The following is a 25,726-nucleotide window of genomic DNA, read 5'->3' as shown; positions in this document are numbered from 1 at the left end:
GAGGCCGCCATGCAGGCCTTCGGCCTGCGCACGCATGCGTGGAACACCGCGCTGCGGTCGATGCTGCTTCTGGCCGGCTTCCCGCTGCTGCTGGCCGTGGTCGCGCTCGGTCTCGGCCTGATCGTCGGCGGGGAACAGCACGACCTCGGCCGCGCCTTCCGCAATGCGCTGCGCAACCTGCCGCTCCTCTACCTGATGTGCTGGGGTGCCGCGCTCGTCTGGTTCGCCATTGCCTGGGTGGCGCACAACAGGATTCTCGACTGGGCGACCGGGGCGCATCCCGTCACGCGCGCCGAGGAACCCCGGCTGTGGAACCTGCTCGAGAACCTCTGCATCTCCCGTGGCATGCGCATGCCGCGCTTGGCCATCATCGAGACGCCGGCGATGAACGCCTATGCCGCTGGCCTGTCGCGCGAGACCGGCTCCGTCACCGTCACACGCGGCCTGATGAATGCGCTGGACGACCGTGAACTTGCCGCCGTGCTCGCCCATGAACTCGCCCATATCCGCAACGGCGATGCCCGGCTCGGGCTGATCGCCGCGGTTTTCGTCGGCGTCATCTCGCTCGGCTTCGACATGATGACGCGCACCCGCCGCGTCGCCCGCGCCGGCCGCGGCTGGCGCGTCAACACCAACTCCCGCAATGCCGGCTGGGCGGCGATCATCGGCGTGCTGATGATCGCCCTGGCCTGGGGGCTTGCGACGGTCCTGCGCATGGCGCTATCGCGCAACCGCGAATTCCTCGCCGATTCGGGTGCGGTGGAGCTGACCTCAGACCCTGACGCGATGATCACCGCCCTGCGCAAGGTCGAGGGCAACGCCGACATGCCCGAGGTTTCCCCCCAGGTCCGCGCCCTGTTCCTCGAGGATGCGAGCGACAGCGCGCTCTCCTCGCTGATGGCGACGCATCCGCCGATCGGGGATCGCGTGGCCGCGCTGGTGAAATTCGCCGGCGGCCGCGATCCGGGGCCGATCGCCGTGCCACCGCCGGCTGCGGAGCCTCCCGCGCAGGCACTGCCGGAAGCAATGGACGAAACCGTACGCATCAGCGACGGCGCCGCGCCATCACCGGCGACGTGGTGGACCGGTCCGGCACAGGGCGGCGGCCCGACCGGCTCGCCCTGGGCGAAGCGGTAACCCGGCTTGGCCCTATGCCAACGGCCTGATGGCCCGCATCAGGCCGGCAGCGCAAAGGGCGACCGCGCCTAAAACCGTCAGCCGCGACCCGAACGACAGCGCGCGGCCAGGCATGCGGATGATGCGTGCGCCGGCGCTTGAGGCATGGAAACTGCCGCCGGCCCTCAGGCGCCGAGCAGGCGCTTCAGCTTCAGTACCGCGCTGTCGGGCGTCGTCAGCACCGCTTTGCCGCCGATTGCCGCTTCCACCAGCGGCTTCGCTCGCGCCAGGCTGAATTGGCCAAGCGCGACGGCATCGCAATCTGCCAGATCCTTCGCCGCTTCCGCTGCCAACCGGTCATGTGTCGCCACATCGCCGGCATCCAGCGCCGCGAGCGCTCCCTCCGCAACCTTCGGCACGACGGTGATGCCGGCCGGAAACTCGGGCGTCATGGACGGGATCGTGCCCGGAAACGTCACCAGCAGTCCGATGCGCTTTCCCGCCGTCACCGCTTCCTCGATCATCGCCTCGTTCGGCTTCAGCACCGGCATCGGCGCGAGCTCCGCTGCGCAGGCCTCGATGCACGGCCCGAAGGCCGAACAGGTGAACAGGATCGCATCCGCCCCCGTTCCGGCCGCATAGCGCGCGAGTGTCAGGAACCGTTCGGTCATCCGCGGCGTCAGCGCCCCCTCCCGCGCCAGATCTGCCGAGAGGCTGTCGTCCATCAGGTTCATCAGAACCTGCCCGGGCCAGAGCCGCGCGAAGGCGGCCTCGATCGGCGGCGGGGAGTGCCGCAGCGCATGGATCAGCGCGATGCGCCGCGGTGCACTCACCGGTTCGGGCTCCCGCAGCGGCGGAGCGGGGAGGGCATCTCGCGGCAGTTGGGGAAGGCGATCTCGTCCGGCCCGACCTGCTCGACCTCGAGGGAATCGGGCCCCCCCGGGCAACCGAAGCCGATCTCGGGCGGCACACGGCTACCGCTCGGCCCGGCCGGGACGAAGCGGAAGGAGGTCGCGCCCGCTCCGGTCGCCACCGTCTCGATCAGCCGCTGGCGATAGGCCGGGTCGAGGATGCCGGTGCGCATCACCACCTCACGGGTGAAGATCACCGTGGGCTGGGCGAAGCAGCGCGCCCCTTCGGTTTCGCCGGCGGGAAACAGCCCGCCCGTCCAGGACCCGAACAGCCATTCATGCGGCACCGGCGTGCGCGCGGCGGGCGCGGGCGCCGCCGGTGCGGGCGCCGGGGCAGGGGATGGCGCCCGCTGCGCCGACGCCGCAGTGGCAATCAGCGGAGCGGCGAGGATCAGGCAGCGGGCAATTCGTCGCATGGGCATGCTCCTTCCGGCGCGGGATTGGCGGTATGGCCCGGTGCGCGGGTTCGCCGCAAGTCGGGTCGCGGCGCGGCGCGACCGCCGCGGGCAAGCGCGGTTGACGGAACCGGGCTGACGGACGTATCTCCCGCGCCTCCGGTGGCGGCCATAGCTCAGTCGGTAGAGCGCCAGGTTGTGGTCCTGGATGTCACGGGTTCGAGTCCCGTTGGTCGCCCCACCCTTCCCCCGAGATACCGGTTATCCGCCAATTTTCAGGCGGGTTGGAAGCTCCAGGAGGGCAAGGTTGGAAGCCCCACCCCCGATTCGATCCATCCCCTGGGCGGCCATACGGGCCTGTTCCGCGGCGCGCGTGTAGGTCTCGACTTCCTTCAGATTCTTGTGGCCGGTCACCGCGGCGATCTGATGAGTCGTCGCGCCGGCCTCAGCCAAGGGCCTGCAGCGCGCTTTTCGCAGGCCGTGCGGTGCGAGGCCTGACGGAATGCCGGCTTCCCGCGCCACTCGATGAAGCGGTTGTAGAAGCCGCCCGAGGTGAAGCCCTTCGTGCGGCCACGCTCGGCCGTCTCTTAGCGGTCTGGCAAATCGCGCCAGGGCGCACCTGAGCGCAGCACCCAGAAGGTGCCGGTCGGCCTCTTACGCCCGGCTCGTCGCCCTAGTAGGTCCCTGTCTTCGCGGGGGTGATCTCGCCCTTCGCGGCTTCCCCTGTAAGCATGGCGCGCATGCCGGCGCCGTTGGTGCGCCACCAATCGTAGAGAATTCGCACATCCCAACCGATGCAGAAGTGCTTTACCCCCATCTCCAGATAGGGCTTCGCGCCCGAGATGTCGGCCAGTTCCACGCGCGGGTGCTTGCCCAACCTCAGCGCTGTCTCAATCGTCTTGCGCTCGGCCTTGACCACGTCAGGGTGCGACCGCTGCCCGGTCAGCCCCAGACTCATCGAGTAGTCGGATGAGCCGAACTGCACCATGTCGATGCCCGGAACCGACAGGATCGCTTCAAGGTCGTCTACGCACTCGCGCTTCTCGACCATGATGGCGACCACAACCTCATTCAGCGCGTCGACGTAAGCCGGCGAGCCGCCCTGCAACACGGTGCCGACATCGCGCCGCATCCCAACGCCGAGCCGCCCACCCGTGCCGGGTGTTTCGGCGCGCACCGCGGCAACGCACAATTCGGCATCGGCTACCGTTCGGATATCGGCGAAAAGCACGCTCTGGAAGCCAGATCCAATCGCGCGCATCGCTTGATGCGTGTATTGCTTCTGCTCAACCTTGATCATGCCAGCGAGGTTCTTCAACTCGAAGGCGCGGCCGAGATTATCCAAGTCGTGCATGGTGAACGGCGCGTACTCGGCGGTGAACTCGACATAGTCATAGTTGTCGGCGTCGCCGATGAGTTCCACGAGCGTGGGCCAGCTGGATAGGATGTGCGTGCCGATCGTCGGTTCCCCGGCGTTCAGCTTCTGGCGTAAGCGGTTGACGCGCATGATATCGCTTTCCCCCACAGATCAAGCTTTGCGCAGAGTGTGGTCCGATCAGCAGGTGCACGCAATCCAGGCAAGGCCAGCCGGGCGCCCGCGACCGTCTGGACTGCATCAAAGCTACAGGACGTTTTCGACCGCCGGCTGACCCGCCGCATCGCGCTTCGCCCCGCGCGAGACGATGACCAGCGACCCGGTGGGCAACGGTCGCTACAGTTCCTTTGCTATTTCCCGGGGTGCCGTCATCCACGTCTCGATGTCATCGGGCGACGTCAGAATGACCGGCATTGCCCTCGGGGGAATTGGGGCCACCTCCGCGTTCCTCCCACGCATCCTCGAGGTCGTCGGGGCAGGGTGCGGCGATCACCGGCAAGGGTCACGGCCGGCGCCCCAGTCACTCGCGACGGCGTTGACGGGGGGTTGCAGCGTCACCTTGCTCAATGGCGGCGGCGGTGCCGCGTAGTGCGAGGCAAGGCAGGCCTGGTCGATCGCCATCTGATGCCCAAGCGGGCCGGCAGCCGCCATATCGCTCGCCGGCTCGGTGCTCAGGGAAGGTCTGGGGATGATCGTCCAGGGGAACGGCGAGGGTCCCGCTGTGCTAAAAGCGGCGAAGGAGTTGCAGTATTTCGTGCTAGGGAACCAACCGAAATAAGCCGCGCAAGCAGTAGCCTGCGCGGCGTATGCTACACTGATGCGGTATAGTTCTGGTTGATGCTGGCGCTACGCAGCCGCCACCAATCTCTTGGAACTCTCAAGCGCACGTAGTCGGTCCAGAATGTCGCTGATGAACTTGCCGCAGCTCCCTTGCACCATGGCCGGGCGGAAGTTCGCTGACATTTCGTTCATGTACGTGTCACAAGCCGCAAGTAGTATTGCTGACTTTATGTCCCGCGGCTGGCCCAGCATCAGCGCAGCCGTGCTGTCTCGCACGTCGACTTCTGACATTACCTGTCCCTCACCACCCTGGCACTGCGCCAGTCCTCCGAAACTAGCACTGCCAATTCAAACAAACCGCAGGAGTCTCCATGAGAGGGAACGGGACTGCGTGAATTCGGAGGCTCCTCTCACCGCCGGGGAAACTTGGGGTTGAGCGCGGCATGGGACATAGCGGCAAAGTCGAACCGGTGCCGAGCGGCCCCGCCGCGACCAGTGGCACGGCATCCGGTCGCCGGCGCGCCCCTGCCGCCAGCCACGTTGCACCAAACGATCGGTGCCCGCCCACGGCGCCGGCCGTCCGCCCCCGGCCGCGTCGGCGCGATCCGAAACGCTTCATCGCGAATGATCGCTTCGGCCCTAGCCCGCGGCCCTACCCCTTTCTTGTTTGTTCCCCGTTACGACAGGATAGCCGCGACCGATTGAGGGAACATCCATGCGGATCGCGCTGAAAGGCCGCGGGGCAGTCACCACCGGCGGCTCGAAGGGCCTCGGCCTCGCCATGGGCGAGGGCATTGCCCCAGTGCGGCGGCAACGTCGCCGGGGCGGCGCGCGGCGCCGAATCCCCGGCCCAGGCCGATGCCGAGCCGGTCGATGCTGCGCGGACCGCCAAGGCTGCCGCCATGGTGCCGCTGCCTGCGTCCGGCATGGGCTTCCACTTCATCGGCATGGCAATCAACGTGGATACCGGTCGCAGCCCGGTGGTACGATGTCGCCGCGCATGGTGCCGTTCCCCGTGCAAGGAGGCATCCGGATGGGGCAGGCAAGCAGGCGGCGGCGTCATCCTGACGCCCCGGCCCCGGAGGCTCGGTCATGACCGATGCCGACGCCAAGCCGCGGTACATGGCCGGCTGGGCCATGCCGGTTCTGGTGCTGGTCGGCTATTGGTGCCTCGGCGCCTGGCTGCAGTACCGCGCCGGGGCCTATGTCAGCGAGTTCGGCTACGATGAGAGCTCGCACTACGTCACCGGGCTCCTCGTGCGCGACTGGCTCCTGTCGCTGCAACTCACCGAGCCACTGGCATTTCTTGAACGCTTCCACAGCTCCTATCCACTCGTCGGCATAGGTCACTGGGGCCCGTTCTTCTATGGCATCGGAGGGGTGTGGTTCATCCTGTTCGGCAGCGAGCGGATCGCGGTCGTGCTGTTGCCGCTCCTCATCAACACGAGCACTGCTTGGCTGATATCTCGGATCGCCTTGCCTCATGTCGGTTGGCCCCTGGCCGTGGCTGCGGGCGCGCTGTTCCTTCTTTCGCCCGTCGTGCAACTCGATACGGCGAGCCTGATGCTCGACGGGATCGTCGGGCTGCTGTGCCTGATCGCGGCGCTGGCTTGGGCGCGATTCATGTCGAATGCCCGCGCCGGGCCGGCCCTGGGGTTTGGGCTCGTTGCCTCGGCCGCCCTGCTCGTCAAGGGCAATGCCGGGTGCCTCGCCCTGCTGCCCGGGCTCGCGGTGCTGATCGGCCGGCGCTGGTCGCTGCTGCGGCGGTGGACGTTCTGGCTTCCCGTGCCGGTTGTTGCCGTGCTCGCCGGTCCCTGGACAGCTCTCACCTACGGTGATGTCGCAGCCGGGTTCCGGTATGCGTGGGGATGGGACTACACCTCCGTCGCCGTCCCCGCTTATCTGCGGATACTGGTCGACGCGCTCGGCCCTGCCGTGCTGCTGCTCGGGGTGGTGGGGCTGGTGCTGGCCTGCATCCGGTCCGGCCGTTCCCCGCACGATGCCGTGCCGTCTTCACTCGCCGCGCTTGGCCTCAGCGTCCTGATCTTCCAGGTGGTGGCGCCTGCCGCGATCCAGGACCGCTACCTCATCCCTGCCTTTCCCCCGTTGATCTTCTTTGCGGCCCTGACGCTGCGCGCGGCCGCCGATCGGCTGGCCGGGTCCGCCCGCCGTCTCGATGGCGCGGTGACGGCCCTGCTCATCCTCCTGGTCCTGCCGGCGGCGTTCGATGCACCGCAGAAGCGCCGCTACCACGTGGTCACCGCGGCGGCGCAGGTCTGGGCGCATCGCCTGCCGGACAACCCCGCCGTGCTGATCGCCGCGCATGACGGCGCAGAAGAGGCGGTCGTCGCGGAACTCGCCATGAACGACCCGGCGCGGCCGAGCCTCTTCGCCGTGCGTGGGACAAGGCTGCTCGGTGGGGGCGGATACAACACGCACGACTACCTGCCGCGCTTCGAGACGGCCGCGGAAGTCCAGGCGGCGATCGACGACTACTCGATTCCGCTCGTGCTCCTGCACCGTAGCGCCGCGCCGAGCCCCTGGCGGCATGTGAATCTGGTGGAGGAGGCGAGGGCGCTCGCGCCGGAGCGCTGGATCCGGCTTCATGCCGAGGACCGCGATGGCGAGCGGGTCGAGCTATACCAGATCCGCGGCAACGACGCCGCCAAGGCGGATGTCGAGCGCCTCATCGCACTGAGCGCCCCGCGAAGGCTGCGACCGGCCGCGGGCCCTGCGTCGTGAATTCACGCCGCAGCCGACAGGGGCTCGCCTGAGGCGTCGCGGTTCCGGAGGAGCCGTCCCGCCGCATCGCCACGCCTGCCAAAGCGCCTCCGGTCACCGGCGCGCGGCCCTTCCTTGCGCGATCCCACCGCTGCGGCAGGATGGCGGGAACCGATTGAGGGAACATTCATGCAGATCTCGTTGAACGGCCGCGGGGCGATCATCACCGGCGGCTCGAAGGGCCTCGGCCTCGCCATGGGCAAGGCCTTCGTCCAGGCCGGCGGCAACGTCGCCCTGGTGGCGCGCGGCGCCGAATCGCTGGCCCAGGCCGAAGCCGAACTGCGGGAGGCCGCGCCGACCGCCAAGGTCGCCGCCATCGCCGCCGACATCCGCACCCCGGAAGGTTGCGAGCAGGCCTACAACGGCGCCGTCCGCGCCCTCGGCCAAGTCGATATCCTGGTGAACAACGCCGGCACCTCGCAGCGTGGCCCCTTCCTCGAGGTCTCCGACGCGCTCTGGCAGGACGACCTCGACCTCAAGCTCTTCGCCGCGGTGCGGCTGTGCCGCCTCGCGCTGCCCGGCATGCGGGACCGGAAGTGGGGGCGCGTCATCAACGTGCTGAACATCGGCGCGAAGGCACCCAAGGCCACGAGCACGCCGACCTCCGTCTCCCGCGCCGCCGGCATGGCGCTGACCAAGGCGCTCGCCAACGAATTCGCGCCACACAACGTACTGGTGAACGCGATGCTCGTCGGCATCATCGAAAGCGACCAGTGGGTGCGGCGCCACGCCGCCGACAAACGCAACATCACCTGGGATGAATGGAAGGCCGAGCAAGGCAAGCCCGTCCCGCTCGGACGCATCGGAAAGTCCGAGGAATTCGCCGCCATGGCGCTGCTGCTGGCCTCCGACATGGGCGGCTATGTCACCGGCACGGCGATCAACGTGGATGGCGGATCGAGCCCCGTGGTGTGATCCGCCGCGCAGCCGGCCCCGCCCGGGCCGGCTGTAGAAGCTGCGCGACGCGTGCGCGCTGCGCCGCGGCCGGGAGGGAAAGAAGATGCTGGAACTCATCGCGCTCATTGGGGCGCTGATCCTGATCGTCTGGCTGCCGATCGAGACCCGCAAGGTCGCCGGTGGCTGGGTGCGCCCGAAGCACAAGGGCACGCCGGAGGCGTTCCGCACCCAGTACCGCCGCCAGCTCACCATGTTCCTCTGGGTCGGGCTGGTGCTCGGCCTCGGCAATTTGGGCCTCGCGGCGCTGCCCGACCAGGATGACGCGCGCCGCATCGGCAAGATCGTTGTCGGCGTCGCCTGGATCGCCGCGGGCATCTCGGCTGGCCTGTCGCGCCGCCGCCTCGACGCCGCCCTGGCCTGAAGGCAGTCCGGCGCCGGACATGGAAACGCGCCTTCAGGCGCGCTTCCGGACGGACTCTCAGGCGGCCACGCCGGCCTTGGTCCCGTACAGCTTGCGCGCGATGTCCTGCTTCACGTGGGCGAGCACCGCGGCGCGCAGTTCCGGCCGCGCGTCCAGGAAGACGCGCAGCCGCCCCACTGGCCAGCGGATGTAGCGCCCCCGCGTCGCGAACCGCGCATCGACCGGCGAGGGCTCGCCGATCAGCACCATGGTCACCCCGACGAGCTGGCCAGGCATGAGCACGCCAAGGTTCTCCCCGCCGCGCGACATCGCCACGGTGCCGTCGATCGCGATGCAGACCTCCTCGGCGGGCTTGCCGGCCTCGAGCAGGCGCTTGCCCTCGGGTGCGTCCTCCCACGCGCCGAGCATGGTGAGCGAGAGGAAATCGCGCGGCCTGATCGAATCGAAGCCGAGCGCGTAGAGCCGCTGCTCGTCGCCAGTGAGCCGCACGGGCCGGCGCTGCAGATAGATCCGCCAGATCTGCGCGAGGTTGATGGCGGTGAAGACGCAGGCCCACATCACCGGCGGCCAGAGAACCGTCTCCTGCAACAGGAAGAACGGGATGTTCGTCAGCGCGGCAGCGACGGCGAACCAGCGCAGCCAGAGGATGTCTCGCACCGAATAGGCGACGAGAAGCAGGATGTTCGAAGCGTGGACGAGAATGTCCAGCGGCGCGATCGGCATGGGGTGGCCTCCGGTTTCATGGACGGGGGTCTCCGGCTGCGGGCTGTGGCGCGCCCAAAGCGATTCTAGGCCGGATCGTCCGGCGGATCGACCCCGGCCGCCCCTTCGGAGGCCCCGCGCCGCGTGCTAGGGGAGCGTCACATTGACCGGAGGGGATGATGGCGCAGGCACTTACCGTTGGAATCGCGGGTCTCGGGGCGATCGGGCTGCATCTCGCGCGCACGCTGGATGCGGGCGTGGACGGGCTGCGCCTCGCCGCCGTCTCAGCGCGGGACCTGAAGAAGGCGCGGGCCAATACGGGCGGCTTCAAGACGCCGCCCATGGTCGTCTCCAACGCCGAGCTCGCCGCCTGCGACATCATCGTCGAAGCAGCTCCCGCCGCGGCCTTCGAGGAGATCGCCACCGCCGCGATCGAGGCCGGCAAGGTCTTCGTCCCGTCCTCCGTCGGCGCGCTGCTGCCCCGCATGCACCTGGTCGGGCGCGCGAAGCAGACCGGTGCGCGCATCGTCGTGCCGACCGGCGCGCTGCTCGGCCTTGATGCCGTCCGCGCCGCCGCCGAAGGCGATGTGGAATCGGTCACGATCGAGACGCGCAAGCCGCCGCGCGGCCTGGAAGGCGCGCCATACCTGAAGCAGCATGCGATCGACGTACTCGCCATCACCACGGCCACGCGCGTCTTCAAGGGCAACGCCTTCGACGCCGCGCAGGGCTTCCCGGCCAACGTCAATGTCGCCGCCGCGCTCGCGCTCGCCGGCATCGGCCCCGAACGCACGATGGTCGAGATCTGGGCCGACCCCGGCGTGACGCGCAACACGCACACGATCCGCGTCGAGGCCGCCGCCGCCCGGCTGACCATGACGATCGAGAACGTCCCGAGCGAGGAGAACCCCCGCACCGGCAAGATCACGCCACTGTCGATCGTCGCCTGCCTGCGCGGGCTGACGAGCACCTTGAAGGTCGGTTCCTGACCGGGGTGGGCAGTTCTCGGAGAGGGGCGTTGCACCTCTCGGGAACGCCCTCCTCGATCACCCGAGTCCGATAGCCGCCCGCCCATTCTCGACGACCAGCTTCGCCGCCGTTTCGCGCGGCGCGCCTTCGCGCGTCACGAAGGGCAGGGCGACGTACTCCGTCACCATCCGATCCGGCGTCGCCTCGCTGACGCAGTAGCCGCGCTGCGCGTGATACAGCGCCATGTGCGGATTCCGCCACAGTGCATCCTCGCCGGCCGGCGTCATCACTGCACCGTCGCCGCCACTGCTGACGGAGGTCGCGGTGAACTCCACCGCGACGGCCCGGCTGTCCATCGCGTCCGGCTCTCGCCCGAGGGTCGCGGCCAGCGCAACATGCACGTCACCCGACAGCACGACGGGGTTGGGCGTCCGGCGCTCGGCGATGCCGTCCAGCAGCCGCTGCCGGGCGGCCGGGTAGCCATCCCATTTGTCCACGGCGATGCCGTCGCCGCGCAGCAGGCGCCGCATCATCGGTACTTGCTGCGCCAACAGGTTCCACCGCGCCGGGCTGTTCGCCATGCCGCCCAATAGCCAGGCTTCCTGTGTCGGCCCGAGCATCTGCGCATCCGGCCGCGACACCTCCGCGCAGGCCGCGCCGCTGCGGTCCCCGCAGGGCTGGTCGTCGCGGAACTGGCGCGTGTCGAGCACGTTCACCCGCGCCAGGGTGCCGAAGTCCAGCCGCCGGTACGCGATGATGTCTGCCCCCCGCGGCAGGGCGGTACGGCGCACCGGCATATGCTCGTACCACGCCTGGAAGGCGGCGGCCTTGCGCAGGGCGAAGACCTCGGGCGGCACGGCGACGGGGTGGCGCGCGCCGCCGTCCTTCTCGCTATGTGCGCCGGCCCAGTTGTTCTCCACCTCGTGGTCGTCGTAGCTCGGCAGGAAGGGGTGCGCCGCATGCGCGGCCTGGAGGGCGGGGTCGATGCGGTACTGCGCGTAGCGTTGCCGGTAGTCGGCAAGGCTCACCGTCTCGCCGCCGATATGCGGGCGCACCCGGGTGCCCCAGCCCGGCTGGCCCGGCATGCGCCCACGCTGTTCATAGATGTAGTCGCCATAGTGAAAGACGAAGTCGAGATCCGGCTCGTCGGCAATGCGGTCCCAGGCGGTGAAGAGGCCCTGCTCATAGTGCTGGCAACCCGCGAAGGCGAAGCGCAGCCTCGCCGGTCTCGTACCCGGTGCGGGGGACGTGCGCGCGCGCCCGACCCGGCTTGCCTCCGCCCCAAGGCGGAACCGGTAGAAGTATGGCCGGGCCGGGGCGAGGCCCGCCACCTCGACATGCACGCTGTGGCCGAGTTCCGGCCGCGCCGCGGCCGTGCCCTGCGCGGCGACGCGGGTGAAGCCGGGGTCCTCGGCGACCTCCCACGCCACCGGCACCGGCAGTGGCGCCATGCCGCCATCCGCCGCCAGCGGATCGGGTGCGAGCCGCGTCCAGATCACGAAGCCGTCCGGCGCGGGCTCGCCGCTCGCCACCCCCAAGGCGAAGGGATAGCCCTGGTGGCCTGATTGCGCCCGCGCCCCCCGCGGTGCCGGGGCGAGGACGGCGAGCGCCGCCATCCCGACGGCGCCCCGCAGCAGCCCGCGGCGGGACAGGTCGAGGATGTGGCGCGTCTTGCTGTCCATGGGCGACTCCCGGCCGGTCGGCCGGACCATGGCGCATCCGGCAGCGGGGCAGGCGTGAAGCCTGTGTCATCCGGCATCCGGCCTCGGCTTTCCCGGACCGCCGGCCTGTGGCCAGATGGCCAGACTAGACCTGGGAGGCTCCTAGAATGACCCTGTCCCGCCGCGCCGCCCTGGCGCTGCCCGGGCTCGCGCTGGCGCCGCGCGCCGCGCGCGCCGCCTTCCCCGACCGGCCGGTGCGTATCATCGTTCCCTTCGCCGCGGGAACCTCCTCCGACCTCCAGGCAAGGATGATCGGGGAGAGGATGGCCGCGACGCTGGGCCAGCCCGTGGTCGTCGAGAACCGTGCCGGCGGCGGCGGCACCGTCGGCGCCGACGCGGTCGCCAAGTCGGCGCCCGACGGCCACACCCTGCTGCTCGGGTCGAACGGCCCGCTGACCAACGCCCCGGTCCTGCAGGCGCGGCTGTCCTATGACCCGGCGAAGGACCTCGCCGCCGTGGCGATGATCAGCCGTTCCCCGCTGACGCTGACCGTCCGCGCCGACAGCCCCTGGCGGACCGTCGCCGACATGCTGGCTGCCGCCCGCGTGGAACCGGGTCGGATCGCCATCGGCTCCTCGGGGCAGGGGAGCGCGACGCACTTCCTGATCGAGCAGGTGATGGCCGTGACCGGGGTGCGCTTCACCCACGTCCCCTATCGCGGCTCCTCCGTCTCGGTGCCCGACGTCATTGCTGGCAACATCCCGCTGGTGATGGCGGAGATCTCGACCGTGCTGCCCACCGCCCAGGGCGGCCAGACGCGCATCCTTGCCATGAGCTCGGCCGGGCGGATGCCGATCGCCCCGGAGGTGCCGACCCTGATCGAGAGCGGCATCGACCTGACCGGCGGGTCCTGGGCCGGGCTGGTTGTCGCGGCGGGCACCCCGCCCGGGGCTCTTACCGCGCTGGCGGCCGCGGCGCGGACGGGCCTGGCGAACCAGGCCTACCGCGACCGGCAGGCGCAGCTCGGTGCGGAGATCGTCGCCCCGCAGGAACAGTCCCCGGAAGGCTTCGCGGCCTGGCTTGACCGGGAACGGGCCTCGATCCGCGCCACCGCCGACCGCGCCGGCATCCGACCGGAGTAGACCCGGCCCATGGAGGCCAAACCAAGTGTGCCCTTCATCCGGCACTGCCTGCCTTCCGGGGCGGCTCGAGGTTTCCAAAGGCCCTTCGGCCTTTGGCGGGGAGGGTCCGGGAGGGGCGGCGCCCCTCCCGCCTACCCCTTGCCCCGCGCCGCGCTTTCCGCCATATCCCGCCCCGCCGGACGGGGTTCGCCCCGCCCGGCAAATCCGCACGCGGCGCGCCCTTCCCGACAACAGGCAGGGTCCGGTCCCCGGCAACGGGGGATGCGCCGCGGAGGCTCAACCGGACTATTGAGGAAGGAGGCTCGCCCCATGGCGATGCGCGAAGTCACTCTGCGTGCCCTGCTCGAGGCAGGCGTTCATTTCGGTCACCACACGCGGCGCTGGAACCCGCGGATGGCGCCCTACATCTTCGGCGTCCGCAACCAGGTCCACATCCTCGACCTGCAGCAGACCGTGCCCATGATGGATCGCGCGCTGCGCGCCGTGCGCGACACCGTCGCCGCCGGCGGCCGCGTGCTGTTCGTCGGCACCAAGAAGGCGGCGGCCGACTACGTGGCTGAGGCCGCGACCCGCTGCGGCCAGTACTACGTCAACCACCGCTGGCTCGGCGGCATGCTGACCAACTGGAAGACGATCACGGGCTCGATCAAGCGCCTGAAGCAGATGGACGAGCGTCTTGGCACCGACACGAGCGGTCTGACCAAGAAGGAAGTCCTGATGCTCACCCGCGACAAGGAGAAGCTTGAGCGGGCTCTGGGCGGCATCAAGGAGATGGGCGGCCTACCCGACATCATCTTCGTGATCGACACGGTGAAGGAGAAGCTGGCGATCGAGGAGGCCAACAAGCTCGGCATCCCGGTCATCGCCGTGGTCGACTCCAACGCCGATCCCGCCGGCGTGACCTTCCCGATCCCGGGCAATGACGACGCGATCCGCGCCATCACGCTGTACTGCGACATGGTCGCCTCGGCGGTGCTGGACGGCATCTCGGCCGAGATGCAGGCCTCCGGCGTCGATATCGGCGGCGCCGAGGACCTCGCCCCGGAGGAGCTTCCCGAAGCCCTTCCCGAGGCCCTGCCGGAAGCCTCGGTCGAGGCCGCGCCCGACGCGCAGCCCCAGGCCTGATCCTGACCGGCCGGGACCCCGTGAGGGGTCCCGGCTTCCCTGTTTCCACCTGGCAACCACGGAGACGTCCGATGGCCGAGATCACTGCGGCGATGGTCCGCGAGCTGCGCGAGAAGTCCGGCGCGGGCATGATGGACTGCAAGAAGGCGCTGGTTGAAGCGAACGGCGACATGGAGGCCGCGATCGACTGGCTCCGCAAGAAGGGCCTGTCCGCCGCCGCGAAGAAGTCCGGCCGCGTCGCCGCCGAGGGCCTCGTCGCCGTCGCCTCCGCCCCCCGCACCGCGGCGATGGTCGAGATCAACGCCGAGACCGACTTCGTCGCCCGCAACGAGCATTTCCAGGCGTTCTGCGCCGCCGTCGCCGAGCTGGCGCTCACCGTCGGCGACGACATCGAGGCTCTGAAGGCCGCCCGCTATCCGGGCTCCGTCGACCTCATCGAGGGCGGCACGGGTCACCGCACGGTCGCCGACCAGCTCACGCACCTGATCGCGACGATCGGCGAGAACATGTCGATCCGCCGCGCGAAGCGCCTCCACGTCTCCGAGGGCACCGTCGCCACCTATGTCCACTCGGCGGTGAAGCCCGGCATGGGCAAGATCGGCGTGCTCGTCGCGCTGGAAGGCGCTTCCGAGGAAGCGGTGCTGGAGACGCTCGGCCGCCAGATCGGCATGCACGTCGCCGCCGCCCGCCCCGAGGCGCTGGACATCTCCTTCGTCGAGCCGGCCGCGCTGGAGCGCGAGAAGGCCGTTCTGACGGAGCAGGCCAAGTCCTCCGGCAAGCCGGACGCGGTCATCCAGAAGATGGTCGAGGGGCGCATCCGCAAGTACTACGAGGAAGTGGTGCTGCTGGAGCAGGTCTGGGTGCATGACGGCGAGAGCCGCGTGAAGGCCGTGGTCGAGAAGGCCGGCTCCAAGCTGGCCGGCTTCGCCCGCTTCCAGCTCGGCGAGGGCATCGACAAGCAGACCTCCGACTTCGCGGCCGAGGTCGCGGCCGCCGCCGGCCAGGGCTGACGCCCGAAACCCAGGGCGCGGGCCGCGGTCCCGCCCTGGCGCCATATTGTTGCCCTGCGGGCGCGGCGAGTATGCTGCCGCGCCAGCCCACCTCCACGGAACGTGAATCCCCCAGAATGAGCGACAAGCCGGTGTACAAGCGCGTCCTGCTCAAGGTGTCTGGGGAAGCCCTGATGGGCAGCCGGGACTACGGCCTCGACACCGCCGTCTGCCGGCGTATCGCCGAGGACGTGCAGGGCGTCGTCTCCCTCGGGGTTGAAGTCTGCCTCGTCATCGGCGGTGGCAACATCTTCCGCGGCGTTGCGGGTGCGGCCTCCGGCATGGATCGCGCGCAGGCCGATTCCATCGGCATGCTGGCCACAGTGATGAATGCCCTCGCCATGCAGGCGGCGCTCGAGAAGGCCGGGGTGCCGACGCGCGTGCAATCCGCCATCTCCATGCAGTCGGTCTGCGAGCCCTTCATCCGCCGCCGCGCCACGCGGCACATGGAGAAGGGCCGCGTGGTGATCTTCGCCGCCGGCACGGGCAACCCGTTCTTCACCACCGATACCGCCGCGGCCCTGCGCGCCGCCGAGATGGGCTGCGACGCGCTGCTGAAGGGCACGCAGGTCGACGGCGTCTATTCCGCCGACCCGCGCAAGAACCCGAAGGCCGAGCGCTACACCAGCCTGACCTATCTCGACATGCTGGCGCGCGACCTTGCCGTGATGGACGCTGCGGCCATCTCGCTCGCGCGAGAGAACAAGCTGCCCATCATCGTCTTCAACATCCACGAACCCGGTGCCTTCACCGCGGTGATGAAGGGCGAAGGCCGCTTCACCACCGTCCACGAGAACCAGATTTGAGGGAGAAGGCACCATGCCCGCCGACTTCGCTGCCCTGAAGCAGGACCTGACGCGCCGCATGGACGGCGCGATCGAGACACTGAAGAAGGAGTTCCAAGGCCTGCGCACCGGCCGCGCCAGCCCGGCTCTGCTCGAACCCGTGCGCGTCGAGGCCTACGGTTCCGTGACGCCGCTTAACCAGGTCGCCAACGTTTCCATCGCCGGGCCGGGCCTGTTGTCCGTGCAGGTCTGGGACAAGGGGCTGACCAAGGCCGTCGAATCCGCGATCCGCGAAGCCAATCTCGGCCTCAACCCGCAGGCCGAGGGCCAGGTCATCCGCGTGCCGCTGCCGCCGCTGACCGCCGAGCGCCGCAACGAGCTGGTGAAGGCCGCCGCCCGGTATGCCGAGAGCACCCGCGTCGCCATCCGCGGCGTCCGTCGGGACGGCATGGAGCAGGCCAAGGGCTGGATCAAGAAGCACGAGGCTAGCGAGGACGAGGTCAAGCAGGCCGAGACCGAGATCCAGAAGCTGACCGACCAGTATGTGAAGCAGGTCGATGCGTCGCTGGTCGATAAGGAGAAGGATATCCGCACGGTCTGATTGCCGTCGGAGTCGCAGGGGGGTCGGAGGGCGTGTTGCAGGTGAGCCTGGTCGAGACCCGTTGCCTGGGGGCAGGGGGGGCATGAGCGCCGCCTCCGGCCCGGCGCGCGAGGCTGCCGGCCCGGCCGAGCCGCCGACCCATGTCGCCATCATCATGGACGGCAACCGCCGCTGGGCGCAGGCCCGGGGGCTGCCTGTCGCCCTCGGCCACAAGGCCGGGGCCGAGGCCGTCCGCCGTACCATCGAGGCGGCGGCCGACCAGGGCGTCACCTGGCTGACCCTGTTCGCCTTCTCCTCCGAGAACTGGCGCCGCCCGCTCGAGGAAGTCTCCGCCCTGACCGGCCTGCTGCGGCTCTACCTGCGCTCCGAGGTCGCAAGCCTCGTGAAGGAAGGCGTGCGGCTGCGGGTGATCGGGGACTATGACCGCTTCGGGCCAGAGATGACCCGTTCGATCCGCATGGCGGAGGAAGCGACCGCCGGCGGCACGCGCCTCAACCTGAATGTCGCGCTGTCCTATGGCGCGCGGGACGAGATCCTGGCCGCTGTTCGCGCCGCGGCCCGCGCCGCGGCGGAGGGTCGCCTGACGCCCGAGGCTATCGATGAAGCCGCCTTCGGCGGCTTCCTGCAGACCGCGGGCATCCCGGACCCGGATCTCATCATCCGCACCTCGGGCGAGCAGCGCCTCTCGAACTTCCTGCTCTGGCAGGCGGCCTATGCCGAGTTCGTCTTCCAGGATGTGCTGTGGCCCGACTACGATTCCGGCCACCTGGCCGAGGCGGTGGGCACCTATGTCCGGCGCGAGCGCCGCTACGGGGCGAGGCCCTGACCGCCGCTACCGCCCTGGCGGCGGAACCGAAGCGCTGGCGGGACCTGCGCAAGCGGTTCCTCTCCGCGCTCGTGCTCGGCCCGACGGCGCTCGCCTGCATCTGGCTGGGCTCCGAGCCCTGGACGATGCTGGTCGCGGTCGCCGCCGCGCTGCTGTCGTGGGAATGGGTGCATCTGTGCGGCTATCGCACCCGGGCACTGCCGGGGCTGGCGGTGCCGGTCGCGGTCTTCGCCGCCGGCACGCTGGCGGTGGTGGAGCACCCGCATGCCGCGCTGCTGCTGCTGTTGGCTCTCTGGGTCGTCGCATGGTGGACGGCGGATCGTGGCCGCGACAAGCGCGGCCAATCCGCGGGCTGGCTGGCGGCGGGCGTGCTCTATATTGGCCTTGCCGGCATCGCGCTGATCGAGCTGCGGCACGACAATGTCGCCGGGGAGGTGAACGTCCTGTTCCTGTTCCTCGTGGTCTGGGCGTCGGACATCGGTGCCTATCTGGCCGGGCGGCTGTTCGGTGGGCCGAAGCTTGCGGCCGCTGTCTCGCCCAACAAGACCTGGTCGGGCGCGGTGGGCGGGCTTGCCGCCGCCATGCTGGTCGGCGCTGCGACGGCGATGGTCCTCGCGCCGGACGGGCTGGCGCGCGCCGCGGCGGTCGCGGCGATACTGGGCGTGTTCTCGCAGGGCGGCGACCTTCTGGAATCCTGGATCAAGCGGCGCTTCGACGTGAAGGATTCCTCGGCGCTGATCCCGGGCCATGGCGGGTTGCTCGACCGGCTTGACGGCGTGCTCGCAGCAGCGCCGGTCGCGGCCCTGCTGGCGCTGGCGCTGGGGCAGGGGCAGCCGCTGTGGCAATGACGGTGGTTCCTGGCGGCGAGAGGTTCAAAGAAGGGCGGCGCCAGTCTCCAGTTCCGCCAGCCGCCGGGCTTCACGTACAAGGGCTGGTGCCGCCGCCCGGTCGCCAGCCATGATCCGCACCCTCTCCATCCTCGGGAGCACAGGCTCGGTCGGCCGCAGCACTGTCGCTCTCCTGGACGACGCCCCCGCCGGTGCGTTCCAGGTCGAGGCGCTGGTCGCCAATCGCGACGTCGCTCGCCTTGCGGCCCAGGCGCGACAGTTGAACGCCCGGCTGGCCGTCGTCGCCGACCCCGCCTGCTACGGCGCGCTGCGCGACGCCCTGGCCGGCTCGGGCATCGAGGCCGCCGCCGGCCCTGACGCCGTCATCGCTGCCGCAGCCCGGCCGGTGGACTGGACCATGGCGGCGATCGTGGGCGCGGCGGGCCTGCCGGCGACGCTTGCTGCCCTGTCCCGCGGTGGCGTCCTGGCGCTCGCCAACAAGGAAAGCCTCGTCTGCGCGGGGGACATCGTGCTTGCCACCGCGCGGGCCGCCGGCGCCACGTTGCTGCCGGTCGATTCCGAGCACAACGCCATCTTCCAGGCGCTCGAAGCGCGGGGCGGGGGCGCCGACCCGTATGCGGCGGTCGAGAAGATCGTGCTGACCGCCTCCGGCGGCCCCTGCCGGACCATGTCGATGGCAGAGATGGCCGCAGTCACGCCGGAAGCCGCCGTCCGTCACCCGGTTTGGTCGATGGGGGCGAAGATCTCGATCGACTCAGCCACCATGATGAACAAGGGGCTGGAGCTGATCGAGGCCGTCCGCCTGTTCCCCGTGCCCGAACAGCGCGTCGAGGTCCTGGTCCACCCGCAATCGACCGTGCATGGGCTGGTGCAGTACGCGGACGGTTCCGTCGTCGCCCAACTCGGCACGCCGGACATGCGCACCCCGATCGCGCACGCGCTGGCCTGGCCGGCGCGCATGGCGGCCTCGGTGCCGCGGCTCGACCTCGTTGCCCTGGCGCGGCTCGACTTCTTCGCCCCCGATGCCGTGCGTTTTCCGGCCCTGCGGCTGGCCCGGGAGGCCTTGCGGGCGGGGGGCGGCGCGACCACCATATTGAACGCTGCAAACGAGGCGGCAGTCGGGCTTTTCCTCGACCGTCGGCTTGGCTTCCTGGACATCGCCGCGGTGGTTGAGGAGACGCTGACCCGTCTCGGCGCGCCGGCGGTGGCGGATCTCTCCGCCATCCTGGCGCTGGATGGGGCAGCGCGCATCGAGGCGGCGCGGATCGCCGCGGAACGGGCGGCGGCCTGACGGGCGCCGCGCCATCGGAACACGGACCCCATGGAATTCCTGCCTGAGCCCTTTCGCACCGTGATCGCCTTCGCCGTGGTCCTCGGCGTGCTGATCTTCGTGCACGAACTGGGGCACTACCTCGCGGCCCGCTGGCGCGGCGTGCATGTGGAACGCTTTTCGATCGGCTTCGGGCGTGCGGTCTGGACGCGCACCGACAAGCGCGGCTGCGAGTGGCGGGTCGGCTGGATCCCGCTCGGCGGCTACGTGAAAATGCACGGGATGGAACACGCAGGGGAAGCGGAGGGTGCGCCCGAGGCCGGCTATCGCCCCGGCGAGGCGTTCCATGAAAAGAGCGTCGGCGACCGCGCCATCGTCGTCGCTGCCGGCCCGATCTTCAATTTCCTCCTCGCCGCGCTGCTGTTCGCCGGCATCTTCATGACCGCCGGCCAGCCGGTGGGGTCCACGGCGATCCAGACCGTGGTCGCCGGCTCGGCCGCCGACCGCGCCGGGCTGCAGCCGGGTGACCGCATCCTGGCACTGGACGGGGAGCGCGTGGCGCGGTTCGACGAGCTGCAGCGCCACATCCAGCCGCGCGCCAACCAGCCCGTGGAGGTGCTGGTCCGTCGCGGCGAGGCCGAGGTGAAGGTCATCGCCACCCCCGCCGCGCGGGCGGAGGACGGCCGCGGGATGCTCGGCGTGACCGGTGGCGCGATCGATCGCGAGCGGCTCGACCCGTTCAGCGCCCTGGTGTCGGGCACGACGCACATGGTCTCGCTGTCCGGGCAGACGCTTGTCGGGGTGTGGCAGATGATCACCGGCAGCCGCGGCGCCGACGAGATCGGCGGCCCGCTGCGCATCGCCCAGATGTCGGGGGAGGTGGCCCATATGGGCGTGCTGTCCCTCGTCACCTTCATCGCGCTGCTGTCGATCAACCTGGCGCTGATCAACCTGTTCCCGATCCCGATTCTCGACGGCGGGCACCTCGTCTTCTACGCGGCCGAGGCGATCCGCGGCCGGCCGCTGACCGCGCGCGCCCAGGAATATGCGTTCCGCGGCGGCTTTGCCCTGCTGGCGACGCTGATGATCCTGGCGACGTGGAACGACCTGACCCAGCTTGGGGTCGTGCGCTGGGTGACCTCGCTTATTGGGTGACCCTCGGACGGCGGCCCCTTGCCGTCGCGCCGCGTACTGGCGCGCCGGGGGAGGCTGGTGGTCGGGGCGCGCGGTGCCCGGATCGCGGTTTCGCCGCGGTCCGTGGTGGGGCGGGCCGGGCGAGGGGTCGGCGGAGAGGCCGGCGATGCCGCCGTCAGCCCACGGACGGCGTGGCATTTCCGCCAGTTCCGCCTTGTTCCCGCCGCGATCCGGCGCCAAGGGGTGACGGAAGGCGGGGACGTCGGGTAGTGTCCGCCGCCTTCGCCCGCCCACAAGATCAGGTGCCGATTCGTTGACCAGGCTGCGCACCCTCCTCCTCGTCCTCGCCGCGTTGCTCGTGGCGCTTCCCTCCTCGGCGCAGGCGCCCGGGCGCGTGACCGCGATCGAGGTGCAGGGCAACCAGCGCATCGAGGCGGACACCATCCGATCGTACATGCTGGTCCAGCCCGGCGGCACCGCCGACCCCGATGCGCTCGACCGCAGCCTGCGCGCGCTGTTCGCGACCGGCCTGTTCCGCGACGTGACCATCCGCCCCGAAGGCGGCCGCATCATCGTCAACGTCGTCGAGAACCCGCTGGTCAACCGCGTGGGCTTCGAGGGCAACCGCCGCATCACCACCGATGTCCTGCGCAATGAGGTGCAGCTTCGCACCCGCTCGGTCTTCACGCCCGCCGCCGCCCAGGCCGACCGCCAGCGCATCCTCGAGATCTACGCCCGCCGCGGCCGCTTCGGCGCCACCGTCGAACCTAAGATCATCGAGCTCGACCAGAACCGCGTGGACGTCGTCTTCGAGATCAATGAGGGCGAAGTGGCGCTGGTCGCGCGCATCAACTTCGTCGGGAACACCGACTACTCAGACAGCAGGCTGAAGGAGGTCATCGCGACGCGCGAGCAGGCCTGGTACCGGATCCTGTCGACCTCCGACACCTACGACCCCGACCGGCTGAACTTCGACCGCGAGCTGCTGCGCCGCTTCTACCTGCGCCAGGGCTATGCCGACGTGGAGATCACGGGCGCGACGGCGGAACTCGCCCCTGACCGCAGCGGCTTCTTCCTGACCTACACGATCAACGAAGGCCCGCGGTACCGCATCGGGGAGGTGAACGTGACCAGCACCCTGCGCGGGCTCGACCCCGCCTCGGTGCAGCGCGACATCCCGATCTCGCCCGGCGAGTGGTACGATGGCGACGCGGTGGACCGCGCCGACAACCTGTTGACCGACCTGCTCGCCACGCGCGGCTTCCCCTTCGCCAATGTCGAGCCCCGCGTCGTGCGCCATCGCGAGCAGCGCACGGTCGATCTGACCTTCGAGATCACCGAGGGGCCGCGCGCCTTCGTCGAGCGCATCGAGATCACGGGCAACACGCGTACGCTCGACCGCGTCATTCGGCGCGAGTTCCGCCTTGCCGAAGGCGATCCGCTGGTCACCCAGCAGGTTCGCCGGTCGCGCGACCGCATCCGCAGCCTCGGCTTCTTCTCGGATGTGCAGATCAACTCCTCGCCGGGCTCGGCGTCGGACCGCGTCATCCTGAACACCCAGGTGGCGGAACGGGCGACCGGCGAGTTCACCCTCGGCGGCGGCTACTCGACGGATGCCGGCTTCCTCGCCGACGTGGGCCTCCGCGAGCGCAACCTGCTCGGCACCGGCATCGATGCCCGCATCAACGTGACGCTCGCGCAGTACCGCAGCCAGGTCGACATCTCGGTGACCGACCCGCAGTTCCTCGAGCGCAACCTCGCCGCCGGCACCGACGTCTTCCTGGTCCAGCGCGACCTGCAGTCTACCTCCGGCTACAATGAGCGCCGCGCCGGCTTCGTGCTGCGCATGGGCTACGAGATCAACGAGCGTCTGCGTCAGTCGTGGTCCTACTCGCTGGTGGATCGCGAGCTTTACGACGTCGACCCGAGCACCTCGCGCTTCATCCAGGAACAGGCCGGCTCGACCCTGCTGAGCCAGCTCTCGACCACCATCACCTACGACCGCCGCGACAGCCGCATCGAACCCCGCGACGGCTACGTCATCCGCGGCGGTGGCGATCTCGCGGGTCTCGGCGGCGATGTCTACTATGTCCGCCTGCGCGGCGACGGCCAGTACTACATCCCGTTCGAGCGCATGCTGGGCGACCCGGACTACGTCCTGGTGCTCGCCGCAGGCGGCGGCTGGCTGCTGCCCTACAATGGCGGCGACACGCGCATCGTCGACCGGTTCTTCCTCGGCGGCGAGAACCTGCGCGGCTTCGCCCTGGGCGGCGCCGGCCCGCGTGACATCTCGACCAACGACGCCCTTGGCGGCCAGATCATCTGGACCTCCTCGGCGGAGTTCCGCTTCCCGCTGCCGCTGCCCTCTGAACTCGGCTTCGTCGGCCGCGTCTTCGTCGATGTCGGCGGAAACTACGAACTGCCGACGAATGTGAATAACTCCGGCTGCCCGGCCACGCTGCCCAACTGCGTGCGCGACGACGCCTCCCCCCGCGTTGGCGTGGGCTTCGGCGTGTCCTGGCGCAGCCCGATCGGCCTCATCAACATCGACCTGGCCCAGGCCGTGGTGAAGAAGTCCTACGACGAGACGCAGGTCTTCCGCCTCGGCTTCGGCACCCGTTTCTGATCCGGGATCACAGCTGACATGGCACGTACCCTTCCGGCCGCGCTCGCGGCCATGTTCCTCGCCTTTCCCGCCGCGGCGCAGCAGAATCAGCAGTGGTTCGTGCCGGGCCAGCAGCAGGGTGGTCAGCAGGGGCAGCGCCCCGCGCAGCCGAGCGGCCAGCGCCCCGCCCAGGCGCCCGCTCAGCGTCCGCCCCAGGCCCCGCCGCCGCTCGCAGCCGGTCAGCCGCCGCCCGCGCCGGTCATCGGCATCGTGGATGTGCCCGAGATCCAGCGCGTGTCCTCCGCCTTCACCCAGGTGCGGGAAGCGATCGAACAGCGCCGCGGCCGCCTGAACGAAGACCTGCAGCGCGAGCAGCAGCGCTGGCGCGACGAGCAGCAGCGCCTCGCCAATGACCGCGCCAACCTGTCGCCCGAGCAGCTCCGCAACCGTGAGCGCGACCTCCAGGACCGCATCACGGACAGCCAGCGCGTGCTGCGCGACCGTGCCCGCGACATCGAGCAACTCGCCCAGGGCGCGCTGCGCGAGATCGAGCAGGCACTCGGCATCGTCATCCGCCAGGTCGCATCGACCCGTGGCGTGAACCTCGTGCTGCCGCGCCCGCTCGTGATCTTCAACGAACCGCCCTTCGACCTGACCGAGGAAGTTGCGGCGCAGCTCAACCGCATGATCCCCAACGTGACGCTGCCGGCGGAGGCCGGCGAGACCCCCGCGCCCGCCCAGCAGCGCCCGGCCAACCCGCCGCGCCAGGGGCAGCAGGCGCCGGCCCAGGGCCAGCGGCGGAACTGACGGGGATGGGCGCGGATCCGCGCTTCTTCCCCGCTCAGGGGCCGATCGCCCTGTCGGCCATCGCGATGGCCGCCGGCTTGTCGGTGGACGACGGTGAGCGCCTGTTCACCGATGTCGCATCGCTTGCCGAAGCGGGGCCGACCGAGATCGCCTTCCTGGAAGGTCGCCGGATGTTGCCGGCGCTGCGGGAAACGCGCGCCGGCGCCGTCTTCGTCTCCGCGGCTGCGGCGAAGGACGTGCCGGCGGGCTGCCTTGCCCTGGTAACGGAAACGCCGCAGCTCGCCTATGCCCGCGTTGCCGCGCTGTTCCATCCGAGCCCGGCGCCCGTCCCCGGCATCCACCCGACTGCCGTCGTCGCGCCCGATGCGCGCATCGGGGAGGGCACGGAGATCGGCCCCCACGCCGTGATCGGCGCGGGGGCGGAGATCGGGGCAGGCTGCATCATCGGGCCGCAGGCGATCGTCGGTGCCGGCTGCGTGCTCGGGCCTGGCTCGGTGCTGCGCGCGCAGGCCTCGATGGAACACTGCATCGCCGGTGCGCGCGTTGTGCTCGCGCAGGGCGCTCGGGTCGGCAACGAGGGTTTCGGCTTCATCACCACCAGCACCGGCGAGCACGTCACGGTCCCGCAGGTCGGCCGCGTCATCCTGGGCGACGGCGTGGAGATCGGCGCCAACTCCTGCGTCGATCGCGGCGCCGGCGGCGACACCGTGCTGGGGCCGGGCACACGGCTCGATAACCTTGTCCAGATCGGCCACAACGTGAAGACGGGCCGAGGCTGCGTTATCGTCGCGCAGGCCGGGATAGCCGGCTCCGCGGAACTCGGCGATTTTGTCGTGATCGCGGCGCAGGCGGGGCTGGTCGGCCACATCACGATCGGCGACAAGGCGCGCGTCGGGGCGCAGGCGGGGGTGATGAACGACGTGCCCGCGGCGACCGACGTCGTCGGCAGCCCGGCGTGGCCTGCGCGCGAGACGCTGCGCGCCTTCGCCAAGCTTCGGCAACTGGCCGCAACCAAACGGGACGGAACATCAGGCGGGACGCCATGACCACCGACAACGACAAGCCGGCAGAAGCGCCGCGCGTGATCGAGGCCTTCGACATCGCGCAGATCATGCACGCGATCCCCCACCGCTACCCTTTCCTGCTGGTGGACCGCGTGGTGGACATGCGGCTGGGTGAATCCTGCACCGGCATCAAGAACGTCACGATCAACGAGAACTTCTTCCAGGGCCATTTCCCGACCATGCCGGTGATGCCCGGCGTGCTGATCATCGAATGCATGGCGCAGACGGCGGCCGTGCTGGTGGTCACGACGCTCGGGCCGGACTGGGCGGGCAAGCTCGTCTATTTCATGACCGTGGACAGCGCGAAGTTCCGCAAGCCCGTCGTCCCCGGCGACCAGATGCGTGTCGAGGTCGTGAAGCAGCGCCAGCGCGGCAACATCTGGAAGTTCGCGGCCGAGGCCAAGGTCGACGGCAAGATCGTCGCCGAGGCGACCTACGCCGCCATGATCCTGGATCGCTGAC

General features: G+C 70.0%; 24 protein-coding genes and 1 tRNA gene. 19 read left to right on the top strand and 6 right to left on the bottom strand.

Annotated features, from left to right (window positions below):
- The first annotated feature begins 9 nt into the window (after nt 1-9).
- Nucleotides 10-1,137 carry a M48 family metallopeptidase gene (locus GXW78_RS12190; protein WP_211869092.1) on the top strand — a complete coding sequence of 376 codons (1,128 nt, stop codon included), beginning with the start codon at nt 10-12 and terminating at the stop codon, nt 1,135-1,137.
- A 164-nt stretch (nt 1,138-1,301) separates the two neighbouring features.
- Here the strand turns inward: GXW78_RS12190 and GXW78_RS12185 are convergent, their stop codons facing one another.
- Nucleotides 1,302-1,949 carry an aspartate/glutamate racemase family protein gene (locus GXW78_RS12185; protein ID WP_211869091.1) on the bottom strand — a complete coding sequence of 216 codons (648 nt, stop codon included), beginning with the start codon at nt 1,947-1,949 and terminating at the stop codon, nt 1,302-1,304.
- Nucleotides 1,946-2,443, bottom strand: a complete 498-nt coding sequence (locus GXW78_RS12180; protein ID WP_211869090.1) for a hypothetical protein — start codon at nt 2,441-2,443, stop codon at nt 1,946-1,948. The genes GXW78_RS12185 and GXW78_RS12180 overlap by 4 nt, the downstream gene beginning before the upstream one ends.
- A gap of 144 nt (nt 2,444-2,587) precedes the next feature.
- Here GXW78_RS12180 and GXW78_RS12175 point away from each other — a divergent pair.
- Nucleotides 2,588-2,663, top strand: a tRNA-His gene (locus GXW78_RS12175).
- A 20-nt stretch (nt 2,664-2,683) separates the two neighbouring features.
- On the opposite strand, the gene GXW78_RS12170 is transcribed toward GXW78_RS12175, so the two are convergent.
- On the bottom strand, nt 2,684-2,944 hold the full coding sequence (locus GXW78_RS12170; RefSeq protein ID WP_338147736.1) for a tyrosine-type recombinase/integrase: 261 nt from the start codon (nt 2,942-2,944) through the stop codon (nt 2,684-2,686).
- Nucleotides 2,945-3,095: 151 nt separating this feature from the next.
- Nucleotides 3,096-3,929, bottom strand: a complete 834-nt coding sequence (locus GXW78_RS12165) for an HpcH/HpaI aldolase family protein (protein WP_211869089.1) — start codon at nt 3,927-3,929, stop codon at nt 3,096-3,098.
- A 1,740-nt stretch (nt 3,930-5,669) separates the two neighbouring features.
- Between GXW78_RS12165 and GXW78_RS12160 the strand changes: the two genes are divergently transcribed.
- The 3 genes from GXW78_RS12160 to GXW78_RS12150 all read left to right on the top strand — a co-directional run bounded on the left by GXW78_RS12160 (nt 5,670) and on the right by GXW78_RS12150 (nt 8,676).
- A complete protein-coding gene (locus GXW78_RS12160) occupies nt 5,670-7,319 on the top strand; it encodes a glycosyltransferase family 39 protein (RefSeq protein ID WP_211869088.1) in 1,650 nt (549 codons plus the stop codon).
- A gap of 168 nt (nt 7,320-7,487) precedes the next feature.
- Nucleotides 7,488-8,273 carry an SDR family NAD(P)-dependent oxidoreductase gene (locus tag GXW78_RS12155; RefSeq protein ID WP_211869087.1) on the top strand — a complete coding sequence of 262 codons (786 nt, stop codon included), beginning with the start codon at nt 7,488-7,490 and terminating at the stop codon, nt 8,271-8,273.
- Nucleotides 8,274-8,358: 85 nt separating this feature from the next.
- Entirely contained in the window at nt 8,359-8,676 is a 318-nt protein-coding gene (locus tag GXW78_RS12150; RefSeq protein ID WP_211869086.1) for a hypothetical protein, read from the top strand.
- Between the two features lie 57 nt (nt 8,677-8,733).
- Here the strand turns inward: GXW78_RS12150 and GXW78_RS12145 are convergent, their stop codons facing one another.
- Entirely contained in the window at nt 8,734-9,399 is a 666-nt protein-coding gene (locus GXW78_RS12145; RefSeq protein ID WP_211869085.1) for a cyclic nucleotide-binding domain-containing protein, read from the bottom strand.
- 158 nt (nt 9,400-9,557) lie between these two features.
- On the opposite strand from GXW78_RS12145, the gene GXW78_RS12140 reads away from it, so the two are divergent.
- Nucleotides 9,558-10,367: an aspartate dehydrogenase gene (locus GXW78_RS12140; protein WP_246522088.1), complete on the top strand. Its 810-nt coding sequence runs from the start codon at nt 9,558-9,560 to the stop codon at nt 10,365-10,367.
- Nucleotides 10,368-10,424: 57 nt separating this feature from the next.
- Here GXW78_RS12140 and GXW78_RS12135 read toward each other — a convergent pair whose 3' ends face one another.
- Nucleotides 10,425-12,029, bottom strand: coding sequence for an alkaline phosphatase D family protein (locus tag GXW78_RS12135; protein ID WP_211869083.1), 1,605 nt, complete (start codon nt 12,027-12,029; stop codon nt 10,425-10,427).
- A gap of 146 nt (nt 12,030-12,175) precedes the next feature.
- On the opposite strand from GXW78_RS12135, the gene GXW78_RS12130 reads away from it, so the two are divergent.
- From GXW78_RS12130 to fabZ, 13 genes are all read left to right on the top strand, one after another.
- Nucleotides 12,176-13,150, top strand: a complete 975-nt coding sequence (locus tag GXW78_RS12130) for a Bug family tripartite tricarboxylate transporter substrate binding protein (RefSeq protein ID WP_211869082.1) — start codon at nt 12,176-12,178, stop codon at nt 13,148-13,150.
- Between the two features lie 309 nt (nt 13,151-13,459).
- The gene (gene rpsB / locus GXW78_RS12125; RefSeq protein WP_211869081.1) at nt 13,460-14,275 is read left to right on the top strand and encodes a 30S ribosomal protein S2; all 816 of its coding nucleotides are present in this window, start codon (nt 13,460-13,462) and stop codon (nt 14,273-14,275) included.
- A gap of 71 nt (nt 14,276-14,346) precedes the next feature.
- Complete coding sequence (gene tsf / locus GXW78_RS12120; protein WP_211869080.1) at nt 14,347-15,285, top strand: translation elongation factor Ts; 939 nt, start codon at nt 14,347-14,349, stop codon at nt 15,283-15,285.
- A 116-nt stretch (nt 15,286-15,401) separates the two neighbouring features.
- Nucleotides 15,402-16,130 (top strand): UMP kinase, encoded by a 729-nt coding sequence (gene pyrH, locus GXW78_RS12115; RefSeq protein ID WP_211869079.1) that lies wholly within the window; start codon nt 15,402-15,404, stop codon nt 16,128-16,130.
- Nucleotides 16,131-16,143: 13 nt separating this feature from the next.
- Nucleotides 16,144-16,710, top strand: coding sequence for a ribosome recycling factor (gene frr, locus GXW78_RS12110; RefSeq protein WP_211869078.1), 567 nt, complete (start codon nt 16,144-16,146; stop codon nt 16,708-16,710).
- 82 nt (nt 16,711-16,792) lie between these two features.
- Nucleotides 16,793-17,536, top strand: coding sequence for a polyprenyl diphosphate synthase (gene uppS / locus GXW78_RS12105; RefSeq protein ID WP_211869077.1), 744 nt, complete (start codon nt 16,793-16,795; stop codon nt 17,534-17,536).
- The gene (locus tag GXW78_RS12100; RefSeq protein WP_338147735.1) at nt 17,452-18,384 is read left to right on the top strand and encodes a phosphatidate cytidylyltransferase; all 933 of its coding nucleotides are present in this window, start codon (nt 17,452-17,454) and stop codon (nt 18,382-18,384) included. Before uppS ends, GXW78_RS12100 begins: the two co-directional genes overlap by 85 nt.
- 109 nt (nt 18,385-18,493) lie before the next feature.
- A complete protein-coding gene (gene dxr, locus GXW78_RS12095; protein ID WP_211869076.1) occupies nt 18,494-19,675 on the top strand; it encodes a 1-deoxy-D-xylulose-5-phosphate reductoisomerase in 1,182 nt (393 codons plus the stop codon).
- A 30-nt stretch (nt 19,676-19,705) separates the two neighbouring features.
- A complete protein-coding gene (gene rseP, locus GXW78_RS12090) occupies nt 19,706-20,809 on the top strand; it encodes an RIP metalloprotease RseP (protein ID WP_211869075.1) in 1,104 nt (367 codons plus the stop codon).
- A 292-nt stretch (nt 20,810-21,101) separates the two neighbouring features.
- Nucleotides 21,102-23,414, top strand: coding sequence for an outer membrane protein assembly factor BamA (gene bamA, locus GXW78_RS12085; RefSeq protein ID WP_211869074.1), 2,313 nt, complete (start codon nt 21,102-21,104; stop codon nt 23,412-23,414).
- Nucleotides 23,415-23,432: 18 nt separating this feature from the next.
- Nucleotides 23,433-24,200 (top strand): OmpH family outer membrane protein, encoded by a 768-nt coding sequence (locus GXW78_RS28290; RefSeq protein ID WP_211869073.1) that lies wholly within the window; start codon nt 23,433-23,435, stop codon nt 24,198-24,200.
- A gap of 5 nt (nt 24,201-24,205) precedes the next feature.
- Nucleotides 24,206-25,246, top strand: coding sequence for a UDP-3-O-(3-hydroxymyristoyl)glucosamine N-acyltransferase (lpxD, locus tag GXW78_RS12075; protein ID WP_211869072.1), 1,041 nt, complete (start codon nt 24,206-24,208; stop codon nt 25,244-25,246).
- Complete coding sequence (fabZ, locus tag GXW78_RS12070) at nt 25,243-25,725, top strand: 3-hydroxyacyl-ACP dehydratase FabZ (RefSeq protein WP_211869071.1); 483 nt, start codon at nt 25,243-25,245, stop codon at nt 25,723-25,725. The genes lpxD and fabZ overlap by 4 nt, the downstream gene beginning before the upstream one ends.
- The last annotated feature ends 1 nt before the right edge of the window (nt 25,726 follow it).

The sequence above is a fragment of the Neoroseomonas terrae genome, from assembly GCF_018129025.1.
In the GTDB taxonomy this organism is placed as follows: Bacteria; Pseudomonadota; Alphaproteobacteria; order Acetobacterales; family Acetobacteraceae; genus Neoroseomonas; species Neoroseomonas terrae.
The sequence above is the reverse complement of the archived record's forward strand: the minus strand, read 5'-3'. Positions and strand labels throughout refer to the sequence as shown.

Excerpts from the sequence above, each read along its gene's own strand:
- GXW78_RS12130 (WP_211869082.1), top strand. The coding sequence starts at position 12,176 with ATGACCCTGTCCCGCCGCGCCGCCCTGGCGCTGCCCGGGCTCGCGCTG.
- GXW78_RS12180 (WP_211869090.1), bottom strand. The coding sequence starts at position 2,443 with ATGCGACGAATTGCCCGCTGCCTGATCCTCGCCGCTCCGCTGATTGCC.
- GXW78_RS12135 (WP_211869083.1), bottom strand. The coding sequence starts at position 12,029 with ATGGACAGCAAGACGCGCCACATCCTCGACCTGTCCCGCCGCGGGCTG.
- GXW78_RS12155 (WP_211869087.1), top strand. The coding sequence starts at position 7,488 with ATGCAGATCTCGTTGAACGGCCGCGGGGCGATCATCACCGGCGGCTCG.
- uppS (WP_211869077.1), top strand. The coding sequence starts at position 16,793 with ATGAGCGCCGCCTCCGGCCCGGCGCGCGAGGCTGCCGGCCCGGCCGAG.
- pyrH (WP_211869079.1), top strand. The coding sequence starts at position 15,402 with ATGAGCGACAAGCCGGTGTACAAGCGCGTCCTGCTCAAGGTGTCTGGG.
- GXW78_RS12150 (WP_211869086.1), top strand. The coding sequence starts at position 8,359 with ATGCTGGAACTCATCGCGCTCATTGGGGCGCTGATCCTGATCGTCTGG.
- GXW78_RS12140 (WP_246522088.1), top strand. The coding sequence starts at position 9,558 with ATGGCGCAGGCACTTACCGTTGGAATCGCGGGTCTCGGGGCGATCGGG.
- dxr (WP_211869076.1), top strand. The coding sequence starts at position 18,494 with ATGATCCGCACCCTCTCCATCCTCGGGAGCACAGGCTCGGTCGGCCGC.
- tsf (WP_211869080.1), top strand. The coding sequence starts at position 14,347 with ATGGCCGAGATCACTGCGGCGATGGTCCGCGAGCTGCGCGAGAAGTCC.
- GXW78_RS28290 (WP_211869073.1), top strand. The coding sequence starts at position 23,433 with ATGGCACGTACCCTTCCGGCCGCGCTCGCGGCCATGTTCCTCGCCTTT.
- GXW78_RS12165 (WP_211869089.1), bottom strand. The coding sequence starts at position 3,929 with ATGCGCGTCAACCGCTTACGCCAGAAGCTGAACGCCGGGGAACCGACG.
- frr (WP_211869078.1), top strand. The coding sequence starts at position 16,144 with ATGCCCGCCGACTTCGCTGCCCTGAAGCAGGACCTGACGCGCCGCATG.
- GXW78_RS12145 (WP_211869085.1), bottom strand. The coding sequence starts at position 9,399 with ATGCCGATCGCGCCGCTGGACATTCTCGTCCACGCTTCGAACATCCTG.
- lpxD (WP_211869072.1), top strand. The coding sequence starts at position 24,206 with ATGGGCGCGGATCCGCGCTTCTTCCCCGCTCAGGGGCCGATCGCCCTG.
- fabZ (WP_211869071.1), top strand. The coding sequence starts at position 25,243 with ATGACCACCGACAACGACAAGCCGGCAGAAGCGCCGCGCGTGATCGAG.
- rseP (WP_211869075.1), top strand. The coding sequence starts at position 19,706 with ATGGAATTCCTGCCTGAGCCCTTTCGCACCGTGATCGCCTTCGCCGTG.
- GXW78_RS12190 (WP_211869092.1), top strand. The coding sequence starts at position 10 with ATGCAGGCCTTCGGCCTGCGCACGCATGCGTGGAACACCGCGCTGCGG.
- GXW78_RS12160 (WP_211869088.1), top strand. The coding sequence starts at position 5,670 with ATGACCGATGCCGACGCCAAGCCGCGGTACATGGCCGGCTGGGCCATG.
- rpsB (WP_211869081.1), top strand. The coding sequence starts at position 13,460 with ATGGCGATGCGCGAAGTCACTCTGCGTGCCCTGCTCGAGGCAGGCGTT.